The organism is Flavobacterium seoulense, from assembly GCF_000695795.1.
GTDB lineage: Bacteria > Bacteroidota > Bacteroidia > Flavobacteriales > Flavobacteriaceae > Flavobacterium > Flavobacterium seoulense.
This window is the reverse complement of sequence record NZ_JNCA01000021.1, coordinates 12,022-28,092: the sequence shown is the minus strand read 5'-3', so window position 1 is coordinate 28,092 and position 16,071 is coordinate 12,022. Positions and strand designations below refer to the sequence as shown.

The 16,071-nt window shown below is 32.7% G+C and carries 22 protein-coding genes; 5 read left to right on the top strand and 17 right to left on the bottom strand.

The window, feature by feature from the left end:
• Nucleotides 1–220: 220 nt before the first annotated feature.
• The 5 genes from FEM21_RS11205 to FEM21_RS11185 all read left to right on the top strand — a co-directional run bounded on the left by FEM21_RS11205 (nucleotide 221) and on the right by FEM21_RS11185 (nucleotide 2,525).
• Nucleotides 221–646, top strand: coding sequence for an OsmC family protein (locus FEM21_RS11205; RefSeq protein WP_035660468.1), 426 nt, complete (start codon nucleotides 221–223; stop codon nucleotides 644–646).
• 314 nt (nucleotides 647–960) lie between these two features.
• Nucleotides 961–1,272 (top strand): YtxH domain-containing protein, encoded by a 312-nt coding sequence (locus FEM21_RS11200; protein WP_035660467.1) that lies wholly within the window; start codon nucleotides 961–963, stop codon nucleotides 1,270–1,272.
• Between the two features lies 1 nt (nucleotide 1,273).
• Nucleotides 1,274–1,663, top strand: a complete 390-nt coding sequence (locus FEM21_RS11195; protein ID WP_035660465.1) for a hypothetical protein — start codon at nucleotides 1,274–1,276, stop codon at nucleotides 1,661–1,663.
• Nucleotides 1,650–1,988, top strand: a complete 339-nt coding sequence (locus FEM21_RS11190) for a hypothetical protein (protein ID WP_035660464.1) — start codon at nucleotides 1,650–1,652, stop codon at nucleotides 1,986–1,988. The genes FEM21_RS11195 and FEM21_RS11190 overlap by 14 nt, the downstream gene beginning before the upstream one ends.
• Nucleotides 1,989–1,991: 3 nt before the next feature.
• A complete protein-coding gene (locus FEM21_RS11185) occupies nucleotides 1,992–2,525 on the top strand; it encodes a hypothetical protein (protein WP_035660463.1) in 534 nt (177 codons plus the stop codon).
• Between the two features lie 89 nt (nucleotides 2,526–2,614).
• Here FEM21_RS11185 and FEM21_RS11180 read toward each other — a convergent pair whose 3' ends face one another.
• The 17 genes from FEM21_RS11180 to FEM21_RS11105 all read right to left on the bottom strand — a co-directional run bounded on the left by FEM21_RS11180 (nucleotide 2,615) and on the right by FEM21_RS11105 (nucleotide 16,044).
• The gene (locus tag FEM21_RS11180) at nucleotides 2,615–3,226 is read right to left on the bottom strand and encodes a MarR family winged helix-turn-helix transcriptional regulator (protein WP_035660462.1); all 612 of its coding nucleotides are present in this window, start codon (nucleotides 3,224–3,226) and stop codon (nucleotides 2,615–2,617) included.
• A 7-nt stretch (nucleotides 3,227–3,233) separates the two neighbouring features.
• On the bottom strand, nucleotides 3,234–3,497 hold the full coding sequence (locus FEM21_RS11175; RefSeq protein WP_035660460.1) for a DUF2024 family protein: 264 nt from the start codon (nucleotides 3,495–3,497) through the stop codon (nucleotides 3,234–3,236).
• A gap of 71 nt (nucleotides 3,498–3,568) precedes the next feature.
• Complete coding sequence (locus tag FEM21_RS11170; RefSeq protein WP_035660458.1) at nucleotides 3,569–3,802, bottom strand: thioredoxin domain-containing protein; 234 nt, start codon at nucleotides 3,800–3,802, stop codon at nucleotides 3,569–3,571.
• A gap of 611 nt (nucleotides 3,803–4,413) precedes the next feature.
• Nucleotides 4,414–4,539, bottom strand: coding sequence for a class I SAM-dependent methyltransferase (locus FEM21_RS16615; protein ID WP_201448294.1), 126 nt, complete (start codon nucleotides 4,537–4,539; stop codon nucleotides 4,414–4,416).
• Between the two features lie 156 nt (nucleotides 4,540–4,695).
• The gene (locus FEM21_RS11165) at nucleotides 4,696–5,088 is read right to left on the bottom strand and encodes a VOC family protein (protein WP_035660457.1); all 393 of its coding nucleotides are present in this window, start codon (nucleotides 5,086–5,088) and stop codon (nucleotides 4,696–4,698) included.
• Between the two features lie 43 nt (nucleotides 5,089–5,131).
• Nucleotides 5,132–5,656 carry a hypothetical protein gene (locus tag FEM21_RS11160; RefSeq protein ID WP_035660456.1) on the bottom strand — a complete coding sequence of 175 codons (525 nt, stop codon included), beginning with the start codon at nucleotides 5,654–5,656 and terminating at the stop codon, nucleotides 5,132–5,134.
• Between the two features lie 337 nt (nucleotides 5,657–5,993).
• Complete coding sequence (locus FEM21_RS11155) at nucleotides 5,994–7,223, bottom strand: PQQ-dependent sugar dehydrogenase (protein WP_035660455.1); 1,230 nt, start codon at nucleotides 7,221–7,223, stop codon at nucleotides 5,994–5,996.
• Between the two features lie 228 nt (nucleotides 7,224–7,451).
• On the bottom strand, nucleotides 7,452–8,213 hold the full coding sequence (gene trpA / locus FEM21_RS11150; RefSeq protein ID WP_035660454.1) for a tryptophan synthase subunit alpha: 762 nt from the start codon (nucleotides 8,211–8,213) through the stop codon (nucleotides 7,452–7,454).
• Between the two features lie 126 nt (nucleotides 8,214–8,339).
• A complete protein-coding gene (locus FEM21_RS11145) occupies nucleotides 8,340–8,660 on the bottom strand; it encodes a gamma-glutamylcyclotransferase family protein (protein ID WP_035660452.1) in 321 nt (106 codons plus the stop codon).
• Between the two features lie 53 nt (nucleotides 8,661–8,713).
• Nucleotides 8,714–9,895, bottom strand: a complete 1,182-nt coding sequence (gene trpB / locus FEM21_RS11140) for a tryptophan synthase subunit beta (RefSeq protein ID WP_035660451.1) — start codon at nucleotides 9,893–9,895, stop codon at nucleotides 8,714–8,716.
• Between the two features lie 10 nt (nucleotides 9,896–9,905).
• Nucleotides 9,906–10,532 (bottom strand): phosphoribosylanthranilate isomerase, encoded by a 627-nt coding sequence (locus FEM21_RS11135; RefSeq protein WP_449404111.1) that lies wholly within the window; start codon nucleotides 10,530–10,532, stop codon nucleotides 9,906–9,908.
• Between the two features lie 119 nt (nucleotides 10,533–10,651).
• Entirely contained in the window at nucleotides 10,652–11,443 is a 792-nt protein-coding gene (gene trpC / locus FEM21_RS11130) for an indole-3-glycerol phosphate synthase TrpC (protein ID WP_035660449.1), read from the bottom strand.
• A gap of 59 nt (nucleotides 11,444–11,502) precedes the next feature.
• Nucleotides 11,503–11,871, bottom strand: coding sequence for a four helix bundle protein (locus FEM21_RS11125; RefSeq protein WP_035660448.1), 369 nt, complete (start codon nucleotides 11,869–11,871; stop codon nucleotides 11,503–11,505).
• Nucleotides 11,872–11,913: 42 nt separating this feature from the next.
• Nucleotides 11,914–12,906 carry an anthranilate phosphoribosyltransferase gene (gene trpD / locus FEM21_RS11120; protein ID WP_035660447.1) on the bottom strand — a complete coding sequence of 331 codons (993 nt, stop codon included), beginning with the start codon at nucleotides 12,904–12,906 and terminating at the stop codon, nucleotides 11,914–11,916.
• Nucleotides 12,907–12,989: 83 nt separating this feature from the next.
• Entirely contained in the window at nucleotides 12,990–13,556 is a 567-nt protein-coding gene (locus FEM21_RS11115; RefSeq protein ID WP_035660446.1) for an anthranilate synthase component II, read from the bottom strand.
• 204 nt (nucleotides 13,557–13,760) lie between these two features.
• Nucleotides 13,761–15,161, bottom strand: coding sequence for an anthranilate synthase component I family protein (locus FEM21_RS11110; protein WP_035660445.1), 1,401 nt, complete (start codon nucleotides 15,159–15,161; stop codon nucleotides 13,761–13,763).
• A gap of 316 nt (nucleotides 15,162–15,477) precedes the next feature.
• A complete protein-coding gene (locus FEM21_RS11105; RefSeq protein WP_035660444.1) occupies nucleotides 15,478–16,044 on the bottom strand; it encodes a YceI family protein in 567 nt (188 codons plus the stop codon).
• Nucleotides 16,045–16,071 lie beyond the last annotated feature (27 nt).

The following is a 16,071-nucleotide window of genomic DNA, read 5'->3' as shown; positions in this document are numbered from 1 at the left end:
TCAGTTTTATGAAATATTAGGACAAAGATTAGGAAAAGATATTTTCGTTATTTGTGGCTTTGATGTAATTGATTCGGTTAAAATAGATTCTGTATGAGTTAAGTCTATCTTTTTATAAAGTTCAACTTTACAATAACTTCATTACTTTTTTCAAAAAGAGAATCAATAAAATGAAGCCAGATACTATAAATAATTATTTAATCATTAAAATTTATTAAAGATGAAAAGATATGCAACAGCCATCTGGAGTGGCAATTTAAAAGAAGGAAACGGACATTTAATTTCAGAAAGTAAAGCTTTAGATAACACAAAATATTCTTATACAAGCCGATTTGAAGAAGGCACAGGAACTAATCCCGAAGAATTAATGGCTGCCGCTCACGCAGGATGTTTCACCATGCAATTAAGCGCCGATTTGACAAAAGCAGGATTTATGCCTGAAGTATTAGAAACAAAATGCACTATTTCGTTAGAAGACGGCCGTATCACAAAATCACAATTAGTATTAAAAGCTAAAGTTGCCGAATTAAAAGAAGAGCAGTTTCAGGAGATTGCAAATGGAGCGAAACAAAATTGTCCCGTAAGTAAAGCTTATGAAAGTTTAGAAATAAGTCTGGAAGCAAGTTTAGAAAATATTTCAAGCTAAAAATGTATTTAAAAAAAGACAGTTTTGCTAAGAATGGTAATTGTATAAATTTTCTAAAATATATTATAATGAAGTAAATACTAATGAATTGCATCTTTGTAACATAGAAATAATAAAATTAAATTATTATGGAAAATAAGATCGAAACATTTGTTATTCATGTATTTGTGATGGCATTTATGACTGTCCAACGTTTTAGTCCAATTTATAATTTGTTTTTCTACTAAAACTGTCTTAAAACTAAAACATGAATTTAAATAAGATTACTAATGAGTGATCCAAATCAAAAAATAGCAACTTAAAAAATTAACAATATGAAAACATCATCAAAAACAGTTATAGGTTTATTAGGGGGAGTTGCAGTAGGTGCAGCATTAGGAATTTTATTCGCTCCGGACAAAGGTTGTAATACCCGAAAAAAAATTGCCGATAAAGGAAACGATACTAAAGATTCTATAAAGAATTATGTTAATGATTTTATAGAAAACTTTTCAGAAAAATGTGATTCTTTATTAAGTAAAGCCGAAGAGTTAGTTAACGAAGGATTGAATAAAACAGATCAGTTTGCTTCTGAAAGAACTAACAATCTTAACAATATTAAAGAAATTAATAAAATAAAAAATTAGTATGGATACAATTGCAGAGAACATAGATTTACTATATAAGAAAGCTAAGGAATACGTAGATGTAAACATTGAATTAGTCAAACTCAATACGATTGATAAAATTGCCGATGTTCTATCCTCTCTAGTATCAAGGATTGTAATATTTATGTTTATTGTAATGTTTATCTTATTAGTAAATATTGCTTTAAGCTTATATCTTGGAGAACTTTTTGGTAAAGATTATTTAGGATATGGAGTAGTGGCTCTTATTTATTTGTTATTTATTATAGTTTTAAAAGCTAATAAAGACAGTATCATAAAAACTCCAATAACCAATTTAGTCATTGCCAAATTGTTAAAATCAAAATCAATGTCTAACGACTCTAAAAGTAAAGAAGATGGCGTCCTATAAAGATCAAAATACATTATTAGACCAGGCCATTGCACGCTTGGAAAGGGAAAGACAAGAGAAATATGATGATTTAAAAAATCAATTCGATGTAACTGTTCAGAGTTTTAAGCCAATGAATATTCTAAAAGGAACTCTGGATGATTTAAAACAATTTCCAGAAGTTAAATCGAATATTGTACAACTTGCAACAAGTCTTGCAGGTGGCTATTTGTCAAAGAAATTACTAATTGGAAAATCCAGCTCAATCTTTAAAAAAATTGCAGGCTATCTTTTACAATACGGAGTGACTAATTTTATTTCTAAAAAAGTACATCCTAATACATAGATTATGAAACAGATAACTAAAATTTTCGCTCTATTTTGTATTTTCAGTTTTTCTACTGTAGCTGTTGCTCAAATGAAATCAGATAATTACGAACGTAATTTTAAATTCGGAGTTGGGCTAAACACGGGATTACCGCTTAATAAGCCCTATAGTTTTAATTTGGGAGGCGATGTGAGAGCGCAGTACAATATTTCAGAAACTTATTCTATTACTTTTACAACAGGTTACAACAATTTATTTGTGAAAGACGATGGACCTAGTTTTGGATACATTCCTGTAAAAGTAGGGTATAAAACGTTCCTTTTTAGCAATGAATTTTATGCCATGGGCGAAATAGGAGGAGCATTTTCAGTAACTAAAAAACATTATAGTTCTAACTCAATGTTATTTTGTCCAAGTATAGGATATGCAGCAAAATCTATAGATATTAGTGTACGATATGAGTTTTTAAAAGATTTTCCAATGATCAAAGACGGCGTACCTGATAACGGTTTAGCACAAGTGATGCTTCGATTAGCTTATGGATTTGATTTATAACAGAAATTAATTTAAAAAATATAAAAAATCCTAAATAGTTTTTTAGAACTATTTGGGATTTTTTATTTTATCGAATGTAAGCTATTGTTTTACACTTTCATTTTATGTTCAGGACAGTCAATTCGTAAATCCCGAACATGTAAGTTCTGATTGAGTAGTTTACAAAAATGTTTTTGTCCGGATGCTGAAACTTCATGGTAAGCACAGGAATGACACATTCTTTGAATAGTAATTACTTCATTCTGATTCAAATGCCTTATTATATTCATCAGACTCAATAACAAGTTTTCTTTATCGTCTGTACCTAATTTATCAATTGGTTTCCTGATTTGTTCGGTAAAAAGAGATGTTTTTCCGGCAATATCTTTGCCTTTTTCAGTTAGATTAATAGTATAACTTCTGGTGTCGTGTGCTTCATATTCTTTGGTAATCAGATTTTTTTGATCTAGCGTTTTAATGGTGTCGCTAATCGTGGCTTTGGTCATATTAAATTCTTCTGCCAGATAGCTTACTTTTCTTTTTTCATCACTGTGATGAAGTAAAAAAATCAATACCTGCACCTGAATAGGGCTTAATGAAAACTCTTTACTTTCCTGCCACAACAAAACACGAAAAGCCTGTGAAATGCGTTCCAGCGAAGCCACAATTTTACTTTCGTTGCTTTGGTTTTGATAATCTAAGTCAAAATCTGATTTGTTCATAGTTGTATTAGTCACAATTTTCCATTTCGTAAACGAAATAGCCTTTTTGTTTAATTTCGTTCTCCCATGCAGGATGAACTGTTTCAATATGGCAAAACTGACATTCTTTTGAATTCAGTGTTTGACCTTGCTGTTCTTTCGTTTTTAAATATTCGTTTCCGTAATCATAGATTACGTTGGCATCTTTTATCGTTTCGGGTGCAATAATATCAAAGTGCATTATTGTTCCGTCTTTTTTTGTTACATAGGTGTCCCAAACTGCTACCTGCATTTTATTTATAATTTTGAATTAATAAAACGCCTTACAAAGTTAGTAATCCTAACAATGTAAGGCAAATTTTTTTAAGCTTTTACATCTTCTAATGAGGCTCCAAAATTAATGTGAAGTACATTTCCATTTGGTGTAACCAATGCGGGAACCGATTGAATGCCTGCTTTTTCGGCTTCGTCAATTCTGTTTTTTTCTTTTCCAATGTTCACAATATCAACATTGTTTGCTCCAATAAGTTCGATAATGTCCTGTTCTGCACTAATACAAACAGGACAGCCTGCGTGATAAAAAACTGATTTTTTCATGGTAATTAAATTTAAAATTATTTCGGTGCAAAATTGCTGAAACAAATATAGTTAGTTATCCTAACTAAAACAAAAATAATTTGATTTTTTTAATTAGTGTCCAAAAAAAATACCACAGATTGAAAGATAATCAGCTGTTAATTAGCCTAAAACCCCTCAATCTGTGGTAAATAAAAACTTAATCTTGTGATTAATTTATTTTGATATTCTATTTCTTTTTAGTTATCCAGCGCATATAAATTGAGGATTGAAAAAAACGATGTGGTGCTTCAAATCCTGCTTCAATGCATAATGCTGACAATCGCTCTTCAGAAACAGCAAAAAGATCTTTTTCGATTCTGTTTAAACGATTAGTTACTTGTTCTTCATCTAAACCGGCTGGTAAAAGAAGTCTAAGAGTATTTAGATTTTGTTTAATTTAGGTTTCATTTCCGGTTATATCTAGTAATACCAATGGAGCTCCCGAAACTAATTTTTCGACAATATTTTAAGTAAATCGAGTTTGTTTCCGTTGTCGTCCAAAAAATGTAAAACTAATAATAGGGTGGCAGCATGGTATTTTTTTCGATACCAAGATCAGTTACTAAACCTTCAATAAGTGTAACATTCTCTTAATTGTTAAGTTTTTCATTGGTTTGCAAAATCATTTCCGGAGAAGGATCTATACCTGTTATTTGCCATTGTTCTGGAGCCTGAATAAAACGTTCTATCTCATTTCCGGTTTGGGATCCAACCACTAATAAATCTTTTTGCTCAGTTTCACTAAGTAATTGCGGTAAATGATTTAAGAATAATGATAGTTAGGTATTCAGGTAGTAACAAATTCATTGTAACCTAAAGCTCTTTCGTTTTCAAAAAGTTCAACTTTGTTCATTTTGATATATGATAATTTTTTAATTCATAGGGGTACAAATTTCAATTAGAAAACCGTCAGGATCTCTTAAATAAGCAACGGTTTGTCCCCAGGGTTTTGTTTTTGGATTTTCAACAATTAAAGCACCGGCTTTTTCTGCGGTAGCAATTGTTTCTATTACATTATCGGTTGTAAAACCAATTTCAATTCCGAATGGTTTGTCTTCTAAATTACTTTCAATAAAACCATTTTTCAGATTTGTTTTCGCTAATGCAACTGCAGCAAAAGATAGTGTTGTTTCACCAACTAAAAGTTCAGCGTAATCATTTCCCGGAGCTATAAATTTTCGTGTAAATCCAAATGCTTTTTCATAAAAATCTACTGTTTTTGTTACATTCTGGACATATAAAATGGTATAGGCAAATTTGATCATTGTATAAGTTTAAATATTAGACATTGTTGATGAAAAACGGATTTTATAATAAATTAAAAGTTAAAAAATAGTGGTATCCGCCTTGATTTAATAAAATCCATGCAATGAGTTTATTGCTTTTTTCTTCGAATAATAAAGTTCCTAATGGCGAATGTGGTTTTCGTTTATCAAAATAGACAAATACATTTTTCTCCGTTTTTTGAAGTTCATTTTCAAAAGGTTTGTAAACTTCGTTGTTTTTGTAAAACCGAACGGGTTTAGCGTCTAAATTTTTGATACCAATTCTATTTACAATATTTTTAAAACGTGAAAACAGCGAATCAAAATGTTGTATCCGGCTTTCTTTTCTTTCAACTACAGTGTCGTTCAATACATAATCAAAGTAGATGTAATTTTTAAATAAAACTTCTTTAGAGAGTTTATTATTTTTATGCTTTGAGACATAGGTAGCTAAATTGGCCAAAGTTTTATAATTAAGTAATTCTGTTTTAGTCCAGTCTGATTTTTGGGCGTGAAGACTGAAGTTTAAAAAGAATATTAGTGAGAGAAAGATAATTTTGTTTTTCATAAACAACGATTTGGAGGTTGAATTTCTGCCCTAAAACAGGACTAAACGAATTTAGGAAAAAAATGCTTATCTCTGATGTAAGGATAATATCATTTATGAATATAAATAAACCTAATTGTTGTTTCAAGATTCACAGAATAATTCACAGAGATGCGCTAAGTTAATTTAATCTTTGTGTGTCTCCTTCTTAGCTTTGCGTATCTCAGTGTAAAAACTAATAGCTTTCATTAATTTTAGTTGACAATACACTAGTTTATAAATATAATTGATTAAAAAGGCTATAAAAAATAAAAACCGCTAGTTAGAGCGGTTTTTGTTTATTTTAAAAGAAAGATAACTATTTTTTATCAATTTTGTATAGTCTTCCTTCATCGGTTACGGCATACAGCGCACCATCAGTTCCTTGTGTGATATCTCTAAAGCGTTGGTTTTCCTGAGCAAGAAGCCTTTCTTCGCCTGTAACACGATTATCTTTTATGGCAAGACGTATAATATGTTTACCGCTTAAGGCTCCTACAAAAAGATTGTTTTGCCATTCAGGAACACGATTACCAGTATAAAAAGTCATTCCGCTTGGAGATACAACAGGATCCCAATAATAAACAGGCTGCTCCATACCTTCCTGCTGCTGGATTCCAGTACCAATAACTTGTCCGCCGTATTCGATTCCGTAAGTTATGGTTGGCCATCCGTAATTCAATCCTGCTTGCAGTCGGTTAATTTCGTCACCGCCACGCGGTCCGTGTTCGCTTAACCAAATTTCGCCAGTATTTGGATGTATGGCCAGTCCTTGCGGATTTCTATGACCGATAGTATATAATTCAGCTAATGCTCCTGCTGTACTAAAAGATGGATTTCCGCTTGCTGCTTGTCCGTTTTTAGTAATTCTTACCACTTTTCCCAGACTCGCTGTAACTGATTGTGCTAATGGTCTGGTTTGAAGTACCGAGCGTTCTCCTGTACTAACAATCAGGTTTCCGGTTTTATCAAAAAGAATACGCCCACCATAATGAAGCGTACTGGAATTAGCCGGACTAGAGCGGTAAATTATATTAACACCTTCCAGCGATTTTTCGTCATTGGATAGTTTTGCTTTTGCTACTGATGTAATGTTTCCGCCTGCAACCTGTTCTGAGAAAACCCAGTAAATCATTCGATTTGAAGTATATTCAGGATCAAGGCATAAACCTAACAAACCTCCCTGATTTAATGAATTTACCGCAGGAACTCCTGTAATAGGATTACCAATTTGACCTGTTGCTGAAACAATACGTAAATTTCCTCCTTTCTCCGTAATTAAAAAACGACCATCAGGTAGCATTTTTACTCCCCAGGGATTTGAAAGCGCTGAAGTAATTATTTTTGATTCGTATTCGGTATTTGTTTGTACGCCACTAATACGGGTTTGTCCGGAAAAAGCAGGCTTGTATGCTGTATTGGCTGGATTGTTCTCAACAGGATTAGTAATTGTTCCCGGATCATTGTTGTCGTTATTGTTATCATTAGAACAACTCAACAGGAAAAAGAGTGAAACAGATAATAGGCTAATGGAATTTATAATTTTCATCGTAATAATTATTTAAGATTAAATTTCAACAACAAATCTCTAAAATTTAAAATACAAAACATTTACATAATTTGCGGAAGGATTTATATAATTAGTTGTTAATCAGTGTTTTTTTTGTATTTTGTAATCGTTTTGTTTTAAATTAATTATTAAAAATAAAAAATACCGCAAATTCACAAAATTTTAATCTGTGAATTTGCGGTAAAATAAATTTATAAGAAGTAAAAACTATCGAATTGCTTTTACAAAGTCAGCAATTTTACTACTTCCGTTTTCTTTTAAGTGAGTGATAAAAGCACTACCAATAATAGCCCCTTTAGCGTATTGAGTAGCTTGTTTGAATGTTTCGGCATTGTTGATTCCGAAGCCTACAATTTGTGGGTTTTTTAAATTCAAATCGGCAATGCGTTTGAAATAATCCTCCTGAGTACTTCCAAAACCTGCTGAAGATCCTGTAACACTTGCTGAACTCACCATATAGATAAATCCGTTAGAAACGCTGTCGATAAAACGAATGCGTTCATCAGATGTTTGTGGCGTAATTAAAAATACGTTAATCAAACCGTATTTGTCAAAAGTAGCTTTGTATTCATCAGCATAAACATCTACCGGTAAATCAGGAATGATTAATCCGTCGATACCAATTTCGGCACATTTTGCACAAAAAGCTTCTACACCATATTGTAACATTGGGTTAAAATATCCCATAATTACTAATGGAATAGATACGGTTTTGCGGATGTCTTTCAATTGTTCAAACAAAATTTCAGATCCCATTCCGTTTTCTAAAGCTGTAGTAGAACTGGCTTGAATTGTAGGACCATCGGCTAATGGATCGCTAAAAGGTAATCCTATTTCGATCATGTCAATACCGCTTTTTTCTAAATCCTGGATAATTTGTACCGTATCATTTAAGTTAGGATATCCCGCCGAAAAGTAGATGGAAAGTATCTTTTTGTCTTCTTGTAATTTTTGTTCGATTCTGTTCATTGTAAAGTTTCGATTTTTTCCAAAAATTGAGTTGTCAATTTAAGCTTGTTTTTTATGAACCATTAAGAAGTTAAGGTTAGTTAAGTCTAAATTCTCTTAATTTCTTAATGGTAGAATAGTTGAAATTTAATTAGTAACAATATACGCCCAGGCAGTTTGAAGCGATTCTAAGGTTACTTCGATACGTCTGTAATGCAAACCTTCGTAGGTATCAGCAAGATAAACGTCTTGTTCGCTAATATCATAGACTAATCCTTCAACAATATCGTCTGGATTTTCGGTAGCCACGATAATTGGGTATTTTTCTATTCCAAATTCTTCTTCAATTTCGATATAGTTAATTACAAAACCTATCAGTCTGTCTGGAACACCTTTTAGAGAGCGTCCAAAAATATTTTCCTGAATATCTTTGTCTTTTAAAGTTCCGTAAGCGAATAATTTTTCCATTGGTTTTGGTTTGAAAATTGAACGTTCTTTATTTTTATGCGTGAACGCCTTAATTAAAAATTAAAATGATCGATATAAGTATTTAAATCTTTGTCACCACGACCAGAAAGGCTAATGACAACAACATCTTCCGGTTTGAATTTTTTATCGTTTAAAACGGCTAAAGCGTGTGAAGATTCAATAGCTGGAATAATTCCTTCTAATTTACAAAGTTCCAGACCGGCTTTCATAGCATCATCATCGGTTACAGAGAAAAACTCGGCACGTCCTGTTTCGGCCAAATGGGCGTGCATAGGACCAACTCCGGGATAATCTAAACCAGCTGAAATAGAATAAGGTTCGGTGATTTGTCCGTCAGGAGTTTGCATCAACAAGGTTTTACAACCATGAATGATTCCTACTTTTCCTAGTTTACTTGTTGCAGCACTGTGTCCGGAATGAATTCCTTTTCCTGCTGCTTCTACAGCAATAATTCCTACTTCAGGTTCGTGTAAAAAATGATAATAAGTACCTGCAGCATTACTACCACCGCCAATACAAGCTATTACATAATCAGGATTTTCACGGCCTTCTTTTTCTTTTAACTGCCATTTAATTTCCTCTGAAATAACACTCTGAAAACGTGTTACCATGTCAGGATAAGGATGAGGTCCAATAGCAGAACCAATAATATAATGGGTGTCAACAGGATTATTAATCCAGTCACGAATGGCTTCATTAGTAGCATCTTTTAGCGTTCTGGAACCCGAAAGTGCAGCACGAACGGTAGCTCCAAGCATTTTCATTCTGGCTACGTTAGGTGCCTGACGCTGAATGTCAATTTCGCCCATATATACAATACATTCGAGTCCCATTAAAGCACAAACTGTTGCTGTAGCTACACCGTGCTGTCCGGCGCCAGTTTCAGCAATAATACGTTTTTTGCCTAGTTTTTTGGCAACCAGAATCTGTCCGATAGTATTGTTGATTTTGTGTGCTCCGGTATGATTTAAATCTTCTCTTTTCAGATAAATTTTAGTATTGTATTTTTCAGACAATCTTTTAGCAAAATACAAAGGGCTTGGGCGGCCTACATAATCTTTTAATAATTGGTCAAACTCAGCCTTAAATTCTGGTTCAGCTGTAATTTTTAGGTATTGCTGGCGTAATTCTTCTACATTTGGGTATAACATCTCAGGAATGTAAGCTCCTCCAAACTGGCCGTAATAGCCTTTTTCATCAACGTTGTATGACATTTTATATATTTTAATTGGCAACAATGCGTTGTAGCGCATCCTTACATAATTGTACGTTTTTTAATCCTGGTTCTATTTCAAATTTACTGTTTACATCAATAGCATAAACGGGCAAATTTGTTTTTATTATTTCATTGACAGCATCTATTTCATCAATTCCTATTCCGCCGCTTAAGAAAAACGGCTTTGTTGATGGATAATTTTCTAAAACTTTCCAGTCAAAAGTAGTTCCGTTTCCTCCGGGTAATTTTCCTTTGGTATCAAAAAGAAAATAATCACATGCATTTTCAAATGGTGTCAGAACAGAGAAATCAAAATCATCAGCAACCGAAAAAACTTTTATAATTTCGATATCAGCAGCTAATTGAGATTTCAAATTTAAACAAAATTCTACAGATTCTTTTCCGTGTAATTGTACGGCTTGCAAATCGTGTTTTTGCACTTTTTCGATAATGATTTCGATTGTTTCATTAACAAAAACGCCTGTTTTTTTAATTGACTTTGGCAAGTTAGGAATTATTCCGTCAAAATAACGGGCTGATTTTTCCCAAAATATAAATCCCATATAATCGGGCAGGAACGAGCCTACTTCGATAATATTATCGGGATATTTCATTCCGCAGATTTTTATCCCCACCCCAGCCCTCCCCGAAGGGAAGGGAGTCGTTATGTTATGTTTGACTGATTTACTCATTTTTATTTTTTTATCGCAAAGTTTTTTCTGCCTTCTGCCTTTTTTCTTCCAGCTTCCAGCTTCTAACTCCTAACTTCTAACTTTTCAATAAATTCCGTTGCAGCTTTTCCTGCATTATCGGTTTTCATAAAGTTTTCACCAATTAAGAATCCTTTGTAACCATAAGGTTTCAGTTCGTTGATAGCCTCAACTGAGCTGATGCCACTTTCAGAAACTTTTACAAATTCATTCGGGATTAAATCGACTAATTGCTTACTGAAATCCAGACTGACTTCGAAAGTTTTCAGGTTTCTGTTATTTACTCCAATCATGTCTAATGTTGGCATAATTGATTTTTCTAACTCTTCCTGATTGTGAACTTCTAATAAAACTTCTAATCCTAAACTTTTAGCAAATTCAGATAAAGATTTAATTTCTTCACGTGTTAGAACCGCTGCGATTAGCAAAATCAAATCAGCTCCATGCGCTTTAGCTTCTAAGATTTGGTATTCGTCAACAATGAATTCTTTTCGCAATAGCGGAATATTTACCGATGCTCTTGCTAAAAGTAAATCGTCCAAAGAGCCACCAAAATATTTTCCGTCTGTTAGTACAGAAATCCCACAAGCACCGGCACTTTCGTATCCTTTTGCTACTTCTTCTACTGTAAAACTGTAATTGATTTCTTTTTTAGAAGGAGAACGACGTTTGTGTTCAGCAATAATTCCAGAGTTACTGTTTCTTAAATTATTACTTAATGAAATGATCTTTTTATCAAAGAAAACCGAAGCTTCTAATTGAGAAACCGGAATGATTGATTTTTTAAGAATAACTTCTTGTTTCTTGTCGATTATGATTCTATCTAGTATGTTCATTTAATTAATTTAAAGATTAAAAAATTTAAAGATTGAAAAATTTGTCATGTTGCAACAAACTACTCTTTAATTTTAGTGTTTAAATATTTTATAAAGTTGGATAAGTTTTGAGAAATCTCAATGCTTAAATTATAACTTTTTTCAATTTCTAATTGTGATATTAATTCTAATTCTCTAGCTAAAACCAGCATACTTCTAACTTCGGCACAACTACCTTTAGAAATTTTGAGATAACGTATTAATTGCTTGTTATTATTGTATTCAGAACCTTCTGCAATATTATTTGTAATTGAAATAACGGCTCTTTTAATTTGATCTTTAAAACTGAATTCTTTTTCGAAAGATTTATTTTCTAATAATTTAAAAATCAATTTAGTTAATAAAATTCCCTTTTGGTAAACTTCAAATTCTTCAAATGATTTTGTCATAATCTTTCAATTTTTAAATCATTAAATCATTAAATCTTTCAATTAAAAACTTAACTCCTGTAATTTTTTCAAAGCTGCCAATCCTCTTCCAGAGAATAAACTTTCTTTGGCTTGTTCAAATCCTTGTAAAGGTGTACATCCGGTTACGGTAGCAATAGCAAGACCCGCATTGGCACAAACTACATTATTTTGGGCTTCAGTACCTTTTCCAGAAATAATATTCAAGAACATCTGAGCCGATTCTTCAACAGTTTTTCCGCCTTCAATTTCGCTTTGCTGGATCAATTGAACACCAAAATCTTCCGGATTTAATATTCTTTCTGTGCTGTGCGTAATTACTTTTGTAGCTCCGGTTAAAGATACTTCGTCATATCCGTCTAAGGCATGTACAATTGTAAAATTACTATCGGTGTTTTGATATAAATAAGCATACATTCTGGCTAATTCCAGATTGAAAACTCCTAGTAATTGGTTTTTAGGAAACGATGGATTGATCATTGGTCCCAAAATATTAAAAATGGTTCTCACTCCTAATTCTTTTCGAATAGGTCCCACATTTTTCATTGCAGGGTGAAATAACGGAGCGTGTAAAATACAAATTCCCGCCTGATCGACGCATTTTTTTAAGAAATCAGAATCATTACTGAATTTAATTCCTAGACTCTCCATTACATTACTTGAACCTGTAATAGACGAAACACCGTAGTTACCATGTTTAGTTACTTTTACACCTGCTCCGGCTGTTATAAATGATGCCAAAGTAGAGATGTTGAAAGTGTCTTTGCCGTCTCCTCCGGTACCAACTAAATCAATAGTATTATAATCGGCTAAGTCAATGCGAACGCATAATTCCTGAAGCGCTTCTCTAAAACCAGCTAATTCGTCAATACTAATGCTTCGCATCATGTAAACGGTTAAAAAAGCGGCAATCTGACTCGGATTATAATCTCCGTTAGAAATATTAACCAAAACATTTTTTGCTTCTTCTTTAGAAAGCAATTCGTTATTGATTAATCTATTTAATATGTTTTTCATTATTTTTTTAAAGTTGCTAAGAATCTAAGTGACTAAGGTTCTAAGTTTTTTTTTACTGAATACTGCAAACTGATTACTGCCTACTAGCTATTCACCCAGTTTTCCAGCATTTTCTTTCCGTTAGGAGTTAAAACACTTTCAGGATGAAATTGTACTCCACGAACATCAAATGTTTTGTGACGAAGCGACATTAGCTGACCGTTTTCGTCAAAAGAAGTAGCTTCCAGAACATCTGGCAAAGTAGCGTCAACCACCCATGAATGGTAACGGCCTACTTCAAATTCGTTTCCTAAACCTTTAAATAAAAGCTCATCGTTAACCGATGTTTTGACCATTGAAGAAACGCCGTGATAGACTTTATCTAAGTTAGAAAGCGTTCCGCCATACACTTCACCAATGGCTTGCTGGCCAAGGCAAACGCCAAAAATGCTTTTTGTAGCACCGTATTTTTCGATAACAGGTTTTAATAAACCAGCTTCATCAGGAATTCCAGGTCCGGGAGAAAGTAGAATTTTATCGAAATGAGCGATTTCGTCTAATTCAAATTCATCATTTCTATAAACAGTAACCTCACAATTTAGATCTTCCAGATAATGCACCAGATTGTAAGTGAAGCTATCGTAATTATCTATAACTAGTATTTTTTTCATTTTATATAAAGTTGTGTGTTATAAGTTAGAGGTTATGCGTTTTCGCTTAACATTTAACTCTTAACTTTTTATTTAAAGTTGTGTGTTATGAGTTAGAGGTTATGCGATTTGCTGCTTAACGTTTAACTCTTAATGTTTTATTTAAAGTTGAAAGTATGAATTATGCGTTTTCGCTTAACATTTAACTCTTAACTTTTTTTCTTTTTAAATTGTTTCCGCTAAATCTAAAGCGGCATTTAAAGCTCTTAATTTGTTATATACTTCCTGCATTTCGCTTTCTTCATCAGAACTGGCTACAATTCCGGCTCCTGCCTGACAATGCAATTGATGATTTTTACTCAGGAAAGTACGAATCATGATAGCGTGATTAAAATTGCCTTCAAAGTCCATAAAACCAATAGCACCACCATAAAAATTACGATTGGTTTTTTCGTAATCTTCAATTAATTGCATGGCTCTGTGTTTTGGTGCGCCACTTAAAGTTCCTGCAGGGAAAGTATCGGCAACAACCTGCATTGCCGTAGCATTATCATGTAAATGTCCGGTAACTTTAGAAACTAAGTGAATTACGTGAGAGAAAAACTGAACTTCTCTGTAACGCTCTACATTTACGTTGTGTCCATGACGGCTTAAATCATTTCGAGCCAAATCTACTAACATTACGTGTTCGCTGTTTTCTTTTTTGTCTTCGGATAATTTTTTAGCCAAATCAGCATCTTTTTCATCATCACCGGTGCGTCTAAAAGTTCCTGCAATAGGATGAATTTCGGCTTTACGGTCTTTTACAATAATTTGGGCTTCAGGTGAAGAACCAAATATCTTGAAATCGCCATAGTCAAAAAAGAATAGGTAAGGAGAAGGGTTAATGCTTCTTAAAGCGCGGTAAACATTGAATTCATCTCCTTTAAAACCTTGGGTAAACCTTCTTGAAAGTACTAATTGGAACACATCTCCGCGGAAACAATGTTTTTTAGCCAAGGCTACATTGTGTTTGAATTCTTCGTCAGTTAGGTTAGAATAACCTTCTCCTTCTTTCGAAAATTTATACGAAGGAATATTTCTTGATTGCATTAATTGCTCAATTTCGGCAATATTGTTGCGATCGTCTAAACTATGGCAGAAAATATATGCCTCATTCTTGAAATGATTAATGGCAATGATATTTTGGTAAACCGCATAATATACATCAGGAATGGTATTGCTGTTTTCTTTTTTTGCAATGGTTACTTTTTCGAAATAACGAACAGCATCATAAGAAATGTAACCAAACAATCCATTATTGATGAACTTGAAATTGTTTTTCTCAGACTTGAATTGTCCAGAAAATTGTTGGATTACTTCAGGAATATTCGTTTGAGCATCGATAGCAATTATTTCAGTAGTTCCGTCAGGAAATTGCTTAAAAATAGTTTCGTTTTCTATTTTAATCGAAGCAATAGGATTGCAGCAAATGTAGGAAAAACTATTATCGTTTCCGTGATAATCACTACTTTCCAGCAAAAGACTATTAGGGAATTTATCTCTTATTTTAAAATACACACTAACAGGAGTAATCGTGTCAGCTAGTATTTGTTTGAATTTTGTATTTAATTTAAATTGTTTCAATTGGAATAAATTTAAAAATTGGTAAGCATTTGTTTAAGTTGTTTGGCATAAAAAAAAGGCCTGTCGTGATGACAAGCCTTTTATATTTATAGATAATAATACCATAGGAGCTTAGTTCACGACTATTGACGTAAATTGTTCCACCACCAAGTATTATTTGTAATTGTTTTCATGTTGCAAATATAGTAATGTAATTTTAATATTCAAATACTATAAAATAAAAAAATGAATTTTATTTGGGATATTTTTTATGCTATAAAAAAAGAAACCCCAACAAATGAATGCTAGGGTTGTCTAAGTAATTATGAGTGTTCAATTAGAATTTTAAAGCAACTGCTAAATCAAATTCGTCATTGATAGTTTTGTCTCCTAAGTTTTGGAAGAAGTTACCTGAGCTGTATTTAATGTCATATTTAGTTCTGTCAACTTTAAATGCTGTTGTAGCGGAATTTGCGTTTACAGTAAGGTCAAAAGAAACTGGTTTAGTAATTCCTTTGATAGTTAAATCAGCAGTTACGGCATAAACATTAGCTGTTTTAGCTGCAATTTTTTTGAAAACTAAAGTAGCTGTTGGGTGTTTGTCAGTAGCAAAGAAATCGTCATTTTTCAAGTGACCATTCAATTTTCCTTGGTATTCTCCGGTTAAATCTGTAGCTGTTAATGAAGTCATGTCAACAGTAAAAGTACCACCAACTAATTTTTTTCCTTTTAAAACTACAGCTCCGTCTTTGAAGTTTACAGTTCCTGAGTGCTCTCCGGTTACTTTTTTACCTACCCATTTAATAGTAGATGCTTTTACGTCAATTTTTTTAGTTTGAGCGTTTACTGAAATACTAGCTGCCGCTACGAATAATGCAATTGCAATTGTTTTTAAATTTTTCATTTTTGTTGAATTTAAATTTGATTAATA

Excerpts from the sequence above, each read along its gene's own strand:
- FEM21_RS11125 (WP_035660448.1), bottom strand. The coding sequence starts at position 11,871 with ATGACAAAATCATTTGAAGAATTTGAAGTTTACCAAAAGGGAATTTTA.
- FEM21_RS11190 (WP_035660464.1), top strand. The coding sequence starts at position 1,650 with ATGGCGTCCTATAAAGATCAAAATACATTATTAGACCAGGCCATTGCA.
- FEM21_RS11165 (WP_035660457.1), bottom strand. The coding sequence starts at position 5,088 with ATGATCAAATTTGCCTATACCATTTTATATGTCCAGAATGTAACAAAA.
- FEM21_RS11145 (WP_035660452.1), bottom strand. The coding sequence starts at position 8,660 with ATGGAAAAATTATTCGCTTACGGAACTTTAAAAGACAAAGATATTCAG.
- FEM21_RS11160 (WP_035660456.1), bottom strand. The coding sequence starts at position 5,656 with ATGAAAAACAAAATTATCTTTCTCTCACTAATATTCTTTTTAAACTTC.
- FEM21_RS11185 (WP_035660463.1), top strand. The coding sequence starts at position 1,992 with ATGAAACAGATAACTAAAATTTTCGCTCTATTTTGTATTTTCAGTTTT.
- trpD (WP_035660447.1), bottom strand. The coding sequence starts at position 12,906 with ATGAAAAACATATTAAATAGATTAATCAATAACGAATTGCTTTCTAAA.
- FEM21_RS11155 (WP_035660455.1), bottom strand. The coding sequence starts at position 7,223 with ATGAAAATTATAAATTCCATTAGCCTATTATCTGTTTCACTCTTTTTC.
- FEM21_RS11115 (WP_035660446.1), bottom strand. The coding sequence starts at position 13,556 with ATGAAAAAAATACTAGTTATAGATAATTACGATAGCTTCACTTACAAT.
- trpC (WP_035660449.1), bottom strand. The coding sequence starts at position 11,443 with ATGAACATACTAGATAGAATCATAATCGACAAGAAACAAGAAGTTATT.
- FEM21_RS11105 (WP_035660444.1), bottom strand. The coding sequence starts at position 16,044 with ATGAAAAATTTAAAAACAATTGCAATTGCATTATTCGTAGCGGCAGCT.
- FEM21_RS11205 (WP_035660468.1), top strand. The coding sequence starts at position 221 with ATGAAAAGATATGCAACAGCCATCTGGAGTGGCAATTTAAAAGAAGGA.
- FEM21_RS11195 (WP_035660465.1), top strand. The coding sequence starts at position 1,274 with ATGGATACAATTGCAGAGAACATAGATTTACTATATAAGAAAGCTAAG.
- FEM21_RS11180 (WP_035660462.1), bottom strand. The coding sequence starts at position 3,226 with ATGAACAAATCAGATTTTGACTTAGATTATCAAAACCAAAGCAACGAA.
- trpB (WP_035660451.1), bottom strand. The coding sequence starts at position 9,895 with ATGTCATACAACGTTGATGAAAAAGGCTATTACGGCCAGTTTGGAGGA.
- FEM21_RS11175 (WP_035660460.1), bottom strand. The coding sequence starts at position 3,497 with ATGCAGGTAGCAGTTTGGGACACCTATGTAACAAAAAAAGACGGAACA.
- FEM21_RS11170 (WP_035660458.1), bottom strand. The coding sequence starts at position 3,802 with ATGAAAAAATCAGTTTTTTATCACGCAGGCTGTCCTGTTTGTATTAGT.
- trpA (WP_035660454.1), bottom strand. The coding sequence starts at position 8,213 with ATGAACAGAATCGAACAAAAATTACAAGAAGACAAAAAGATACTTTCC.
- FEM21_RS11200 (WP_035660467.1), top strand. The coding sequence starts at position 961 with ATGAAAACATCATCAAAAACAGTTATAGGTTTATTAGGGGGAGTTGCA.